This is a genomic window from Salinispora tropica CNB-440, from assembly GCF_000016425.1.
Taxonomy (GTDB): Bacteria; Actinomycetota; Actinomycetes; order Mycobacteriales; family Micromonosporaceae; genus Micromonospora; species Micromonospora tropica.
The window spans coordinates 3,889,304-3,903,336 of the sequence record NC_009380.1; the positions used below are offsets into that span (position 1 = coordinate 3,889,304).

General features: G+C 71.2%; 11 protein-coding genes and 1 riboswitch. Of the genes, 8 read left to right on the top strand and 3 right to left on the bottom strand.

Going from position 1 to position 14,033, the window contains the following annotated elements; translation table 11 throughout:
• The first annotated feature begins 66 nt into the window (after positions 1 to 66).
• Positions 67 to 984 carry a cation diffusion facilitator family transporter gene (locus tag STROP_RS16995; protein ID WP_012014597.1) on the top strand — a complete coding sequence of 306 codons (918 nt, stop codon included), beginning with the start codon at positions 67 to 69 and terminating at the stop codon, positions 982 to 984.
• A 173-nt stretch (positions 985 to 1,157) separates the two neighbouring features.
• Positions 1,158 to 1,288, top strand: a riboswitch (cyclic di-AMP (ydaO/yuaA leader).
• A 16-nt stretch (positions 1,289 to 1,304) separates the two neighbouring features.
• Positions 1,305 to 2,366, top strand: a complete 1,062-nt coding sequence (locus STROP_RS17000) for a coiled-coil domain-containing protein (RefSeq protein ID WP_238380318.1) — start codon at positions 1,305 to 1,307, stop codon at positions 2,364 to 2,366.
• Positions 2,367 to 2,442: 76 nt separating this feature from the next.
• Here the strand turns inward: STROP_RS17000 and STROP_RS17005 are convergent, their stop codons facing one another.
• Entirely contained in the window at positions 2,443 to 2,805 is a 363-nt protein-coding gene (locus STROP_RS17005) for an STAS domain-containing protein (protein ID WP_012014599.1), read from the bottom strand.
• 543 nt (positions 2,806 to 3,348) lie between these two features.
• Here STROP_RS17005 and STROP_RS17010 point away from each other — a divergent pair.
• Positions 3,349 to 3,897 (top strand): DsbA family protein, encoded by a 549-nt coding sequence (locus STROP_RS17010; RefSeq protein WP_012014600.1) that lies wholly within the window; start codon positions 3,349 to 3,351, stop codon positions 3,895 to 3,897.
• Positions 3,898 to 4,008: 111 nt separating this feature from the next.
• Here STROP_RS17010 and STROP_RS17015 read toward each other — a convergent pair whose 3' ends face one another.
• Positions 4,009 to 6,711 (bottom strand): winged helix-turn-helix domain-containing protein, encoded by a 2,703-nt coding sequence (locus STROP_RS17015; RefSeq protein ID WP_012014601.1) that lies wholly within the window; start codon positions 6,709 to 6,711, stop codon positions 4,009 to 4,011.
• A gap of 157 nt (positions 6,712 to 6,868) precedes the next feature.
• Between STROP_RS17015 and STROP_RS17020 the strand changes: the two genes are divergently transcribed.
• From STROP_RS17020 to STROP_RS17040, 5 genes are all read left to right on the top strand, one after another.
• Entirely contained in the window at positions 6,869 to 7,291 is a 423-nt protein-coding gene (locus STROP_RS17020) for a hypothetical protein (protein WP_050765072.1), read from the top strand.
• The gene (locus tag STROP_RS17025; RefSeq protein WP_012014602.1) at positions 7,288 to 8,472 is read left to right on the top strand and encodes an alcohol dehydrogenase catalytic domain-containing protein; all 1,185 of its coding nucleotides are present in this window, start codon (positions 7,288 to 7,290) and stop codon (positions 8,470 to 8,472) included. The genes STROP_RS17020 and STROP_RS17025 overlap by 4 nt, the downstream gene beginning before the upstream one ends.
• A 12-nt stretch (positions 8,473 to 8,484) precedes the next feature.
• Positions 8,485 to 9,654: a saccharopine dehydrogenase family protein gene (locus STROP_RS17030; protein ID WP_012014603.1), complete on the top strand. Its 1,170-nt coding sequence runs from the start codon at positions 8,485 to 8,487 to the stop codon at positions 9,652 to 9,654.
• 95 nt (positions 9,655 to 9,749) lie between these two features.
• A complete protein-coding gene (serS, locus tag STROP_RS17035; RefSeq protein WP_012014604.1) occupies positions 9,750 to 11,033 on the top strand; it encodes a serine--tRNA ligase in 1,284 nt (427 codons plus the stop codon).
• A gap of 299 nt (positions 11,034 to 11,332) precedes the next feature.
• Positions 11,333 to 12,334, top strand: a complete 1,002-nt coding sequence (locus STROP_RS17040) for a zinc-binding dehydrogenase (RefSeq protein ID WP_012014605.1) — start codon at positions 11,333 to 11,335, stop codon at positions 12,332 to 12,334.
• A gap of 86 nt (positions 12,335 to 12,420) precedes the next feature.
• On the opposite strand, the gene STROP_RS17045 is transcribed toward STROP_RS17040, so the two are convergent.
• Positions 12,421 to 13,755 carry a right-handed parallel beta-helix repeat-containing protein gene (locus STROP_RS17045; protein WP_020678968.1) on the bottom strand — a complete coding sequence of 445 codons (1,335 nt, stop codon included), beginning with the start codon at positions 13,753 to 13,755 and terminating at the stop codon, positions 12,421 to 12,423.
• Between the last annotated feature and the right edge of the window lie 278 nt (positions 13,756 to 14,033).

Consider the following 14,033-nt stretch of genomic DNA (forward strand, 5'->3'; position numbering starts at 1 on the left):
AGTGACACACATGGCAATGTGAGCATAAATTGGGGTGGAACGGGAGAGCCAGCGGAAGGTATCCGAGTGGGTGCAACTGATGGCCACCAGCCCGGAGCTGTCGCCGACACCGGGCAACGGCACCGGTGGCGCCTCTGGACGGCATTCACACTGCTCGGCACCCTGATGGTGGCCGAAGCGGTGACCGCCGTCCGCACCGGATCTCTGACCCTGCTCGGCGATGCCGGGCACATGTTCACCGACGTGCTCGGCATCGGTATGTCCCTCGCCGCACTGACCCTAACCAGCCAACGCGGCAAGAACCCGCAGCGCACCTTCGGGCTCTACCGGGTGGAGGTGCTGGCCGCCCTCACCAACGCCCTGATGCTCTCCGCCGTCTCGATCTACGTACTAGTGGAAGCCATCCGCCGCTTCAGCGGCCCACCCGAGGTGGACACCGGGCCCATGCTGGTGGTGGCCGTCCTGGGCCTACTCGCCAACATCGTCGCCTTCGTACTGCTGCGGCCGGGAGCGAAGGAGAGCATCAACCTCAAGGGTGCCTACCTCGAAGCGCTGAGCGATCTGCTCGGCAGTCTCAGCGTGATCGCGGCGGCACTGATCATCGCGGGCACCGGCTGGCAGTTGGCCGATCCGCTCATCGCGGTCGCCCTCGGCCTGTTCCGCCTGCCCCGGATCTGGCTGCTCGGGCGGGCGGCCACCCGCATCCTGGTCCAGGCCGCGCCGGAGCATCTCCAGGTCACCGCGGTGCAGGACCGACTGATCGCTGTGCCTGGCGTGACCGACGTACACGACCTGCACGTCTGGACCCTCACCTCCGGCATAGAGGTGACCTCCGCGCACCTCACCGTCGACCCCGGCGCCGACATCGGGGACGTCCTCGGATCCGCCCAGACCGCCCTCCGCGAGGAGTTCCGGATTGAACACGCGACGCTGCAGGTCGAACCGGACGCCTCCATCGAAGACTGCGGCTCATTCAAGTGGTGACCGATGTCAGCGGTTGCCGATCATTGCCCAGTACCGCCGATCACTGCCCCCAGTACACCAATGTTTACGGTCAGTCGTACCCGCGACTCTCCTGAAACTGCCGGGTACACCCGCCTCAGGAGCACCGGTTAGGCTCTGAGCCGGCCTGCGCCAGGCGGCACCCACCGGTGCCGGCGGGGCCACCGCCTAATCACCTGCCAGGGTGAGCCGGGGAACCAGGTACCTGGGGTGCATCCGCGTCAGCGGTAGGGATCTTCCGTCCCGAACCCGTCAGCTAACCCGGTCGGTGGTTGACGGAAGGACACCTGCATATGCCAGCAGTGGCACCCGTACGACACCGCGCCGCCCGGGTGGCGGCCCTGATCATCGTGGCGCTCACCCTCGGTGCCGGCCTCGCCCCGGTAGACCCCGCGGTAGCCGCTCCCCCCGCCCGCCAGATCGCGGTGACCGACGACCCGGAGGGCGGCACCCCTGCCCTTCGCGCCGAGCTCGAGGCAGCCAGCAAGGGCTACCTGGACGCGAAACGAGCCCTGACCGAGTCGGTGCAGCGGCAGGAGCAGCTCACCGCCCAACTGGAAACCACCAAGGCCCAGCGCGTCGAACGCACCGAGCGGGTTGAGGAGATCGCCGATCTGGCGTATCGCACCGGTCCGCTGCGCACGGCGTCGGTGCTACTCGACAACGCGTCACCGGCGAACTTCCTGGACCGCGTCGCCGCGCTGGAGGCGGTAGTCGCCAACGAGGACCAGGCCCTGCACGAATTGCAGGAGACCCAGGAACAGATCGCCCAGGACACCCGCGCGGTCGACGCCGAGATCATCGAACAGCGCAAGCAAGAGACCCTGATGGCCAAGCGCAAGCAACAGGCGGAGAAGGCACTGGCGGTCGCCAATGAGCAGGCCCGCGCCGAAGCCGCCCCCACCAACACCAGCACCACCCAGAACTCGGCCTCGGCAGCGCCGGCCCCACGCAACCCGGACGGCTCCTGGCCGGCCGAGACGTGCAGCGTCAATGATCCCACCCCGGCGGATGGGTGCATTACCCCGCGAACCCTGCATGCGCTGAACGAGGCCAAGGCGGCCGGTTTCACCCGCTACGTGTCCTGCTTCCGCTCCGGCGGCTCCGGCGAGCACCCAAAGGGCCGGGCCTGCGACTTCGCTGCTCAGCAGGACGGCTTCGGCGGAGATGCCACCGGCGGCGACCGGACGTACGGCAACAACCTGGCGGCGTTCCTGGTGGACAACGCCGACCAACTCGCGGTGCTCTACGTGATCTGGTATCGGCAGATCTGGTTGCCCAGCAGTGGGTGGACGTCGTACAGCGGGGCCGCCGGCGACCCATCCAGCGACCACACCAACCACGTGCACCTGTCGGTCTACTAACCCGGGTGTTCGGGTCGGGAGCCGTCCGCTGGCGAACAGCTCCCGGCCCGAACACCGCCCGGGCACGAGGTGTGACTCAGGCCCCCGGCAGGACCTCCGGGGCCGCGGCCCCCGCGAAGTAGGGCTCGGGGGCGCCGAAGAGTCCGAGTAGACCAGCAACCCAGAGCTGCCGGTGCACGAATCGGCTCGGCTCGGTCACCACCAGCTTCACACCACTTACCTCTGCGGTCTGGAAGCCGGCAACCATCGCGCTGATCCCGACAGAGTCGATGAAGGTCACCAGCCGCATGTTCAACTCGATGCGACGAGGACGGCCTTTGGCCAGGATCTCCGCGACCGCCTCACGTACCTCGTACGCGGTGTCGACATCGATCTCACCACGCGGCGAGATCTCCACGACGCTCCGGGGTAGGAACGACTTTACGATCGACAGGCTCACGCGAGCACCTCCACTCGCCCGTCAAACAGGCGCCTCATCAGTACGCAGGCCGCGACCGAGAGTATTCCTCCGACGCACTCGGTCGCCACCCCCTGGGATGAGCAATTCTTCTGGTTCGAATGCCGGGTCGCTCTTGTCCGAACATTTCACCCTCTGGTTACGAGGCTGTCTTTTAACTGGAACAGCTCCAAACCCGAATATCTCCCATACGGAACAGCTCTCGACCCGACCAGTTCTCAACCTGAACAGTTCTCATCCCGAACAGTCAAGGGCCGGAGTACCCGAGACCCGAAACAGTCACGGCCCAATGTAGCGGCCCGATGCGACGAAACGCGGAGACCCCGGCCGCCCGGCGTGGTCACCCGGCACGCCCTCCGTCGTTCCACCGGCCCCACAACCACCTCGGCGCGCCGACGCTGCGGTGCCGGAAACCATCCGGGCCGGGTGAACCGCCCTCACCCCGCGGTCCGCGACAGTGGGAGGCATGACCTATCCGAACGTGCCGACCCGGTCGGCACGCGGCAACCGTTGGGTGGTGCGGCGATGACGACCCCACACCAGGTCACCCCACGCCTCCGAAGCCCGGTGACGGAGAGCGATCACGTCCGGGGACCGGTGGACGCGCCGGTGACGCTCGTTGAGTACGCGGACTTCCAGTGCCAGTTCTGCGGGGTGGCCTACGCCAACCTCGCCGAACTGCTCCGTCAGCGGACCGACACGGTCCGACTGGTCTACCGACACTTCCCGATCTCCAACGTGCATCCGTACGCGGAAAGCGCCGCCCACGCCACTGAGGCGGCCGGTGCCCGGGGACGGTTCTGGGAGATGCACGACTGGTTGTACGAACACCAGGACCAGCTCGACCCGGTGCACCTCTCACTCGGCGTCGGACAGCTCGGCCTCGCCGCCGACGAAATCGACGCCGAGACCGATCAGCAGGCACACGGCGACCGGGTCCGGCGAGACTTCGTCGGCGGCATCCGCAGCGGTGTGGAGGCCACCCCGACCCTGTTCGTCAACGGTGCCCGACACAACGGCGGGTACGACCTCGCCGACCTGCTGGCAGCGGTCGACGCCGCCGGCCGCGAATGACCGGTGCGCTTCGCCGGTGGTGGCCGCCGCCGCAGACCGCGGCGGCGGCCACCAGCAGATGAGCCTGGCGGCCCGGACGGGACGATCTGGGCGCGGTCTGCTGCCCACCGATCAGATCAGCCGCAGATCACGGGCCCGACGGACGGCCTCCCGGCGGCGGGTGGCGTCGAGCTTGCGATAGATGTTGCGAACATGCGTCTTCACCGTGTTGATTGACAACGACAGCTCGGCCGCGATCTCCACGTTGGAGAGGATGCTCTGCAGATAGCGCAGGATGGTCACCTCGCGCTCGGTCAGTGGCTCGGCCAGCGCCGCCCCGGTAGGCCCGGCCCGTTCGGTCGGCTCCTCCGCCCCGCGGACCAGGTCGCTCACCGCCGACCAATACGCCGTGCCGGTGTCCAGATGTGCTGCCAGCAGGTCCCGCACCGCCGGATCGGCGCGCGTGAACGGCCGCCGGACCCCCTCCTCTCCGGCCAGGTCGAGGGCGACCTCCAGGGTTCGGTGTGCTCGCCGACCATCCCCCGCCCGTTCGGCCAGCACCACGTGCAGCACCGCGGCTTCCACCCGCACCGGTAGCGGCCAGTCCGCCGCCTCGGCCGCCTGCCAGTTGGGCAGGGCCGCTTCGGCCGTCCGGTCGTCCCCGGCCCGCAGCTCCACCCGAGCAAGGCCGACGGCGAGTTCGGGGCCCGCCCCGGCGAGCAGTTCCCGGGCGGTGTCCAGGTCGCCCCGCGCCGCGCGCAGGTCCGCCTCGGCGGCCCGCAGCCACCGGTCCAGCTCCCCCTCAGAGCCGCCCAGCTGCTCCCGGGCGGCGACGAGCAGTCGGTGCCCAGCCGCGTGGTCACCGGCGTCCCGCACCAGGTGGGATCGGCACAGCGCCACCACCGCCCCGGCGACGGGCTCCACGGTCGCCGGCTCCGCCAACGCCAGGTTCGCCGCCACCTCTTCGGGCTGGTCCCGCAGCAGCGCCACCACGGCCAGCGCCAGGTACGCGTACCCGCAGTCGATCCGGCAGGACCACCCCTGGCAGGGCGGGAGGGCAAGCGCGGTACGGGCCCCCGTCTCCGCCTGTCGCAGTGCACCCCGGATCGCGCGCAGCAGCGCCACCCGGCTGGCACCGGCCAGCTCGGTTCGTACCCACCCGGCAGTCCGGGCGGTCAGCGACGCCGCCTCCAGCTGCCGCTCCGCACTGCCCAGCTCGCCGGCGGCGACATCGGCCAGGCCAAGCGCGGTGCCCGCCACCGCCCACCCGTCCGCGTCCTCGACGATGGTGCCGCGCGGCTCGGCGACGGGCGGCGGGCGGTCTGGCGCCTCGGACGCCCGCGTCGCCGAGTGGGTGGCGAGCAACCGGGCGGCGGCGGCACGCACCGCCGGAATGTCGTCGGACCAACGGACCACCGCTAGCTCCACCGCGGCGACCAACCGGGCGAAGCGCTGCCGGCGGGGCACCGGCAGTTCACCCGCCGCCCCGGCTGAGCGCAGATACCCCTCGGCGGCCGAGATGTCCCCCGCGTACGCGCGTTCCGCCGCGCACGCCAGGGCCAGCTCCGGGTCCCGCACCATGGTCTCGGCAGGTGGTGGTGGCGGTGCGGCCGGTCGCTCCCCGTCGTACGGTGCCAGCTCCGGCCAGGTCGTGAGGAACAGCTCGGTGGCCCCGGCCCAGTCACCGCCGGTGAGCGCGTGCCGCAAGCCGTCGGCGGGCCGCCCGTTAGCGGCGTACCAGCCGGCGGCTCGCCGGTGCAGCTCCCGCACGTGTTCGGCCGGCAGCCGGTCCAGTTCGTCGCGGAGCAGGTCGGCCAGGAGCGGATGGCAGCGGTACCAGGGGGGACGGCCGTCGTCGTGCCGCAGCACGCCCCCGACGCCGGCCAGCTCGGCCAGTCTCGCCCCGGTGTCCGGGCGGTCGGTCACCGCGTCGGCGAGGCCGGCGCAGGCGGCGTCCGCCATCGCCGTCGTACGCAGCAGCTCCCGGTCGTCCGGATCCAACCCGCCGAGGACCTCCTCCCGCAGGTAGCCGGCGATGTCCGGCTGATCGCTGCCGAGCTGCCCGACCCACCGGGCCGGGTCCGGCTGCCCGGGCAAGGCAAGCGCGGCGAGCCGGAGCGCCGCCGGCCAGCCACCGGTGCGCTCGCGCAGCCGCCGGACCCCCTCCGCTGGAAGGGCCGCCCCATGCGCCGTGAGCAGATCGGCGACCTCGTCGCCGGTGAAGGCCAGGTCGTCTGGACCGAGCTCGGTCAGCTCGCCGGCCAGCCGCCACCGGTGCACCGCCAGCGGCACCCCGGCGCGAGCCCCGGCCACCAGACGCAGCCGCTGCTCACAGTGGCGGAGCAGGAACTCCAATCCGGCGACCGCTGCCGGGTCGGTGATCCGGTGTAGGTCGTCCAGGACCAGCAGCACCGGCCGCTCCCGGGCGGCGATCGCCGCGGCCAGCACCTCCAGCTGGTCCGGGCGGGGCGGCCCGTCCAGCGCCGCCGATCGCGACGGCCCCACCGCGGGCCGCAGCGCCGCCACCAGGTACGACCAGAGACGTTCGCCGTCGTCACCGCCTTCCACCGAGACCCAGCCCAGATCCGGCCGGTCCCGGCCGGTGGCGGCCTGATACCAGGAGGTGAGCAACGTCGTCTTGCCCCAGCCCGCCGGTGCGGCGACGAGAGTCACCGGTACGGCGGTCCCCTCGTCAAGCCGCCGCAGCAACCGGGGCCGGACCACCACCGGTCCGGGCAGTGGACCCGGGGCCAGCCGGGACGCCAGTAGTGGTGGACCCGGTCCCGTGGTCACCGTGGTCTGCCGTCGCTCCGCTGGCACCGGCCCCACCCCCATCGGACGCGTTCTCCCCCAGGCCCTGCGGTTACCCGGCCGGTGGCGGTTCACCCCTTCCGGGGGAACCCGTTTCACCCAGGCTGAGCCGACGCTGGGAAGAGCGGCGTCCGACCAGGTGGCGGAGAGCCCGGCGGCGGGACGGGACGGGGAGGCGCGGGTGAACGACAGCACACGGCGGGACGGGGCCACTGCCGGGAGGCTGGCAAGGCTCATCGGTGCCCGACGGCGCGCTCGCCCGACCGACCCGCGCCCCGATGCCCGGCCGACCGGCGGTTGGGAGGTGGTGACGGTCGACCGGCCGCCCAACGAGGTGCTGCCCGGCGGGCGATGGCCGGAACCGCTCCGCCGACTCGGCCGCGCCATCCAGGTGGACGTCTGGCCCGCGCCCGCGGGCCGGGGCACCGAGCTGGCCGCACGGATCCGTCCTGGTGCGACCCTTCCGGGGCTCGCCGCACACGTGGCCGGTGACCACCCCGACCGGGTGGTACGGTCCGCGTTGCAGCGGTCCAAGCAGCTCACCGAGACCGGCGAGGTGCTCCGCGCGGACCGGTCGCCGACCGACCGGGGGCCGGCCGGATGAGGGCGCTGTGCTGGACGGGCACCGACCAGGTCGTGGTACGGCACGTGCCCGACCCGGAACTGCGCAACGGCCACGATGCGATCGTGCGGGTACGCCTGAGCACCACCTGCGGCGGAGACCTGCCACTACTGGCCGGTCGGGCGCCCTATCTGGCCGACGGGGACGTACTCGGACACGAGTTCCTGGGCGAGGTGATCGCGGTGGGGCCACAGGTACACCGGCACCGGGTCGGCGACCGGGTGGTGGTCAGCTCCACCGTGGCCTGTGGCTCCTGTTGGCAGTGCCGCTCCGGGGCGCCGTGGTGCTGCGACAACGGGAACCCGGCGCCGGAGGCGAGCGAGCTGGCGTACGGGCATCCCGTGCCTGGTGCCTTCGGGCGGCCCACCGCGGCGGGCGGGTTCGCCGGTGGTCACGCCGAGTACGTCCGCGTCCCCTACGCCGATGTCGGCGCGTACGGCATCCCCGACGCGGTCAGCGACGAACGGGCGCTCTTCGCCGCGGACGCCGCCCCCGCCGGTTGGCTCGCCGCCGAGCTGGGTGGGGTCCATCCTGGAGTCGTGGTGGCAGTCTGGGGTGCCGGCGCGGTCGGTCAACTCACCGCCCGCGCGGCCGGCCTGCTCGGTGCCGACCGGGTGATCATCATCGACCCGCAGGAGGACCGGCTACGGATGGCACGGCGGCACGTGGACGCGGAGACGGTCGACCCGCGGCACACCGACGTCCTCGCCGAGCTGCGCGAACGGACCGGCGGTCGGGGACCGGACGTCTGCGTGGAGGCGGTCGGACCCGCCGGGGAAGGGCGGCCGCGCTCCCTGGCCCAGCGGTTCACCGACGCGGCGGAGCGGCCCCCGGCGGTCCGCGAGGCGGTGCACGCCTGCCGCAAGGGTGGCACCGTGGTCGTGCTCGGCGAGTTCACCGGGCACGTGGATGCCTTCCCGCTGGGCGCGGTCAGCGCCAAGGGGTTGCGGATACGGGGTGCCCGGCAGCACGGAGCGGGGCGGGTGCCGACGCTGCTGGAGCGGATGGCCCGCGACGAGTTACGCACCGAGCACCTGGCCACCCACCGGCTGCCGTTGGAGGAGGGGGCGCGCGGGTACGCGCTGTTCCGGGACCGGCGGGACGGCTGCGTGCGGGCCGTCTTCAGTCCGGAGCTGCCCCTGCCGGATGAGCTCCTCAAGTGACAGACTCAGCAGATGCCTCAGGAGCGGACGTACGACCTCGTCCTGTTCGGCGCCACCGGCTTCACCGGAGGCCTGACCGCCGAATACCTGGCCCAACACGCGCCGCCCGGGCTGCGGTGGGCGCTGGCCGGGCGCAACCCGGACAAGCTCGCCGCCGTCCGGCGTCAACTCGCCGCGATCGACTCGACGCTGGCGGAGCTACCGTTACTCACCGCCGATGTCACCGACCCCGCGTCGCTGCGGGCGGTGGTCGAGCGCGCCCGGGTGGTCGCCTCCACCGTGGGCCCGTACATCCGCCACGGCGAGCCACTGGTGGCCGCCTGCTCGGCGGCGGGCACCGACTACCTGGACATCACCGGGGAACCGGAGTTCGTCGACCTGATGTACGTACGACACCACGAGACGGCGGTACGCACCGGTGCTCGCCTGGTGCACACCTGCGGTTTCGACTCGATCCCGTACGACCTGGGTGTCTGGTTCACCGTCAAGCAGCTGCCGGCGGACGCGCCGATCACCGTTGACGGCTTCGTCCGGGCCGGGGGGCGGATCTCCGGCGGCACGTTCCACTCGGCCCTGACCGCGTTCTCGCGCAGCGGGGAGACGAGCCGGGCTGCCGCGGCCCGGCGGTCGGTCGAGCCACGGCCGGAGGGGCGGCGGGTCCGGGCGGTGTCCGGCCGGTTCGCCCGCTCCCCCGAGCTCCGCATGTGGACGGTGCCACTGCCGACGATCGACCCCCAGGTGGTACGCCGCTCGGCAGCCGCCCGCCCCGAGTACGGGCCGGACTTCCGCTACCGGCACTTCGCGGCGGTACGGCGGCTACCGACCCTGCTCGCCGGAGCGGCCGGGATCGCCGCCGTGGCGGGGCTGGTGAAGCTGCCGCCGACCCGGCGGTGGCTGTTCGGTCGGCTGCGCCCCGGGCAGGGCCCGAGCCCCGATCAGCGGGCCCGGTCCTGGTTCCGGTTGCGGTTTGTCGCCGAGAGCGGCGGGCAGCAGGTGCGGACCGAGGTGGCGGGTGGCGACCCTGGCTACGACGAGACGGCGAAGATGCTCGCCGAGTCGGCGCTCTGCCTCGCCCTGGACGACCTCCCCCCGACCACCGGCCAGGTCACCCCGGTCACGGCGATGGGCGATGCCCTGCTGGACCGGCTCCAGCGAGCAGGGATCACCTTCCGCGTGTTGTGAACGGGCCGACGCCGAGGGCAGGCCGGGGGCGGTGGGCCCGCGACGGTAGCATCTGATGGTCCACCCGACACCCGGACGGAGGCGTACGGAGCAGCATGCTCGACATGGAGTTGATCCGGAAAGATCGCGACGCGGTGGCGTCCGCGCTGGCCAAACGACTGGACCTGGCGGAGGTGACCCGTGCGCTGGACGAGCTTTCGCAGCTCGACCAGCAGCGGCGCAGTCTGATCACCGAGATTGACGGCGAGCGGCAGCGCCGCAAGGCGGAGGCCCGGGCGTACGCGGAGGCCAAGCGAGCCGGCCGCGAGCCGGAACCGACGGTGGCCGAGGCCGGCCGTCGGCAACTCGCCGAGTTGGAGACCGAGCTGGGCGAGGTGCAGGACCAGCTCCGGGTCCGGATGAGCGAGCTGCCGAACCTGCCCGCCGACGACGTGGTGCCCGGCGGCAAGGAGGCCAACCGGGTGGTGAAGACCTTCGGTGAGCCACCGGCGATCGACAAGGTCCGCGACCACGTCGAGTTGAGCCGACTGCTGGGCCTGGTCGACCACGAGCGGGGCGTGAAGCTCGGCGGCTCCGGTTTCTGGATGTACACCGGCCTGGGTGCCCGACTGGAGTGGGCGCTGGTCAACTGGCTGATCGACCAGAACGTCGCCGCCGGCTACGAGTTCCTGCTCCCGCCGCACCTGCTGCTGGAGACCGCCGGCTTCGCCGCCGGGCAGTTCCCCAAGTTCTACGACGACGTCTACCACCTGAGCCGGCAGTCCGCCCCCCGCGGTCAGTTCCTGCTGCCAACCGCCGAGACGGCGATCCTCGGGGCGTACCAGAACGAGATCCTGGACACCGCGAAGCTGCCGCTGAAGGTGTTCGCCTACACCCCGTGCTACCGCCGGGAGGCCGCCGGGTCGCACTCGGACGAGCGCGGCACCGTGCGCGGCCACCAGTTCAACAAGGTGGAGGTCTTCCAGTTCGCCCTGCCGGAGCAGGCCGACGCGGCGCTGGAGGCGATGGTCACCCACGCCGAGGGCCTGGTGGAGCGGTTGGGCCTGCACTACCAGCGCAGCCTGCTCGCGGCCGGCGACTCGAGCGCCGCGATGCGCAAGACCCTCGACATCGAGGTCTGGATGCCGAGCACCGGAAAGTACAAGGAAGTGTCGTCGGTCTCCTGGGGCGGTGACTACCAGGCCCGTCGGGCGGCGATCCGCTACCGCGAGCCGGGCGGCAAGCAGACCCGCTTCGTACACACGCTGAACGGCTCGGCACTGGCCACCAGCCGCCTGTTCCCGGCGATCCTGGAGCAGTTCCAGCAGCCCGACGGGAGTGTCCTGGTGCCGGAGGTGCTGAGGGACCGCCTCGGTACCGACCGCCTCACCCCTCGCTGAGTTCGCCGGGATCACCGCCGGGGAGGCGGGAGCAGTCCCCGGCCAGGTAACCGGCGGGCCCGGTCGAGGAACGCCGCCACGTACCGTGGGCCGAGCCCGCGCCGCCCCAGCTGCGTCGACCGGGAACCGCCGTTCGCGCGCCTGTCCTGGGCGCAGCGGACGGTAGGCCGCCGAGTGGTGGCAACTCGCCGTCGGCGAAGATGATGTTGGGCGGTCTGAGCGGGTGACTTGACCTCAACCACGCTTGAGATTGAACCCTGGTCGGGATGCTGTCTGTCCCAAAGGGGTGCTACCTACACATGCGCGCAATCCAGGTAACCGCCTTCGGCGGCCCAGAGGTGCTGTCGCCTGCGGAACTGCCCGACCCGGCGCCCGGGCCCGGCCAGGTCGTCGTCGCCCTGGCTGCGGCAGACGTCATCTTCCTCGACACCCTGCTGCGCAGCGGCTGGGGACAGGACTTCTTCCCCCGCACGTTGCCCTATGTGCCGGGTGGCGGCGGAGCAGGCGTAGTCGTGCAGACCGGCGACGGGGTGGACCCGGCATGGATCGGCCGGCGGGTAGTCGTACAGACCAGCACCGGCTACGCCGAACGCGTCGCCGCGCACGTCGAGGAGATCCTGCCAGTTCCCGACGGCCTGGCCATCGAGGCAGCCGCGGCACTGGTGCACGACGGCGTGACCGCGCTCCGCCTGGACCAACTGGGCACACCACGAAAGAGAGAGTGGGTGCTGGTCTCCGCTGCCGCTGGTGGAGCCGGATCACTGCTGGTGCAACTAGCCGTCAACGCCGGAGCGCGGGTGGTAGCCGCCGCTTCCACCGACGCCAAGCTGGCGCTGGCCCGCCAACTGGGCGCGGAGATCGCTGTCGACTACACCCGGCCGGGCTGGATTGATCAGGTGCGGGAAGCAACAGGCGGCGGTGTCGCGCTGGTGTACGACGGGGCTGGTGGCCCAACCGGCACGGCCACCCTGGACGCGGTCGCCGACGGCGGACGGCTCGTCACCTACGGCACCGCCGACGGCCTCGCGACCCCGGACCCCGATTCGGCCGCGGGCCGCGGCATTCGGATATTCGCACCGCTGTTGGACGGCCCGCCGGACCGACAGACCGTACGCGAACTGATGGGCCTGGCCCTGGAACGGACCACGCGGGGACGCATGCACCCGGTGATCGGCGCCACCTACCCGCTGGAACGGGCCGCTGCCGCTCATCGCGCACTGGCCATGCGCACCACGGTCGGCAAGTCACTGTTGCTGGTCGGAAACCAGTCGGGCCTTCCGAACTCGCCGTCGATGCCGTGAGCACGTGATCAATACGCCCAGTTGGGGGCCCGGATCGACGGTGACGCCCCCGGCGATTGCCGGGGGCGTCACCAGTGGTGAGTCGGTCAGCCGAAGCAGGTGGGTACGGGGTTGGGGCTGCCGGTGCAGTTGGTGGGTCGGTTGTTGATGATGATGACCTTGCCGAAGACGTCGATCACGCCGTTGTTGTAGACGCCGCCGGGTTCGTTTTGGGCGAGGTTGTCGGTGACCCGGACGTCGGTGAGGGTGAGGACGGTGGTGGGGTCGGAGGGGTTGAAGAAGATACCGCCGGCGGCTCCCGCGGCCTGGTTGCCGGAAATGGTGGTGCGGCGTAGGGCCACCACGGGGTCGCCCCCAGTCTCGTCGCCGACGATGGCGATGCCGCCGCCGTCACCGGTGGTGGCGGTGTTGTGCACGATCTTGCTGTCCTCGATGGTCGCGCCGAGGTCCTCGAGGAGGTAGAGCCCGCCGCCGGAGGTGGCGGTGTTCTCCGCGACGGTGACGTGCTGGAGCAGGAGGGCTTCGTTGCCGTCGTCGTAGATGCCGCCGCCGAGTCCGCTGGCGGTGTTGTGGGTGATGGTGCTGTGGACGATCTCGGTAAGGTCACCGTCGCTGTGCACGCCGCCGCCGTCGGCGGCGATGTTGTCGCTGACCACGACGTGGTCGATGGTCACGTTGCCGTCGTCATTGACCAACCCGCCGCCCTCGTCGCCGGCGGTGTTGTGGGTCACCTTCGACTTCCTGATCGAAAGGGCAGCATTGTCGCTGTAGATGCCGCCGCCGTCGCCGTCAACAGTGTTGCGGGTGATGGTGCTCTTGGTGATCGTGACCTTGCTCCGGTCGCTGTAGATGCCGCCGCCCTCGCTAGCCTCGCCGGTGGCGATGTTGTCGCGGACGGTGACCCGTTCAAGGGTCAGTCGGGTGCCTTCGCCGGCGAGGATGCCGCCGCCGTCGGCTTCCGTGACCTGTCCGCCGGCGACGGTGAGGTCTTTGAGGGTGAGGTCGCCGCCGGTGGTGACGTTGAAGATGCGGAAGTTGTCGGCGGCGGCGGCCCGGATGATGGTGGCGCCCTGGCCGTAGATCGTGATCGGCTGGAAGACCGGGGGTAGTCCGTTGTCGTCCTGGTTGACCGTCAGGGTGTAGACGCACTTCTCGGTCAGGCGCAGGGTGCCGCCGCCGGCCTGGTTCGCCGCGGTGATGGCGGCGATCAGCGCGTTGGGGTCGCAGGGCACCGGGGTGCCCGCGTCCTTCCCCTCGCCATGATCATCACGCTTCCAGCCCGGGTTACCGGTAGTGCTCTTGTCACTTCCCCGGTCGCCGGTTCGGTGCTGCTCCGGGCCGCCCTTGCCGGAGGCTCCGCCGTCGTCACCCCCAGGCAGGGCGGCTCGGGTGAGTGCCCCTGGCGCGTGGGCGAGGCTCATGGATCCGGTGGCGGCCACGGTCGCAAAGCCAGCGAGAGTCGCTACGCCCAGCGTGGTCGCCGTCCGAGCGAGCCGCCGCCGACGGGCTCGTCCTGGTGGCCGTGCTTGGTCCGGCATCGTGATCTACCTTCGTGTCGGTCGGTCCGCGCTCCTGGTGAAGCGGTGGGGCGGCCGTCCAGCCGCTCTAAGCAGTGAAAACAGCCAAAGCGAATAATGAGGGCTTTTCGGTACAAATACCCTCATATAAGTCACTACCCCTCCGATACTCCCTCGCGACC

What these genes read in the sequence shown, in the direction of transcription:
- serS (WP_012014604.1), top strand. Translation starts at nt 9,750, where the DNA reads ATGCTCGACATGGAGTTGATCCGGAAAGATCGCGACGCGGTGGCGTCC.
- STROP_RS17015 (WP_012014601.1), bottom strand. Translation starts at nt 6,711, where the DNA reads ATGGGGGTGGGGCCGGTGCCAGCGGAGCGACGGCAGACCACGGTGACC.
- STROP_RS17025 (WP_012014602.1), top strand. Translation starts at nt 7,288, where the DNA reads ATGAGGGCGCTGTGCTGGACGGGCACCGACCAGGTCGTGGTACGGCAC.
- STROP_RS17010 (WP_012014600.1), top strand. Translation starts at nt 3,349, where the DNA reads ATGACGACCCCACACCAGGTCACCCCACGCCTCCGAAGCCCGGTGACG.
- STROP_RS17030 (WP_012014603.1), top strand. Translation starts at nt 8,485, where the DNA reads ATGCCTCAGGAGCGGACGTACGACCTCGTCCTGTTCGGCGCCACCGGC.
- STROP_RS17045 (WP_020678968.1), bottom strand. Translation starts at nt 13,755, where the DNA reads ATGAGCCTCGCCCACGCGCCAGGGGCACTCACCCGAGCCGCCCTGCCT.
- STROP_RS17040 (WP_012014605.1), top strand. Translation starts at nt 11,333, where the DNA reads ATGCGCGCAATCCAGGTAACCGCCTTCGGCGGCCCAGAGGTGCTGTCG.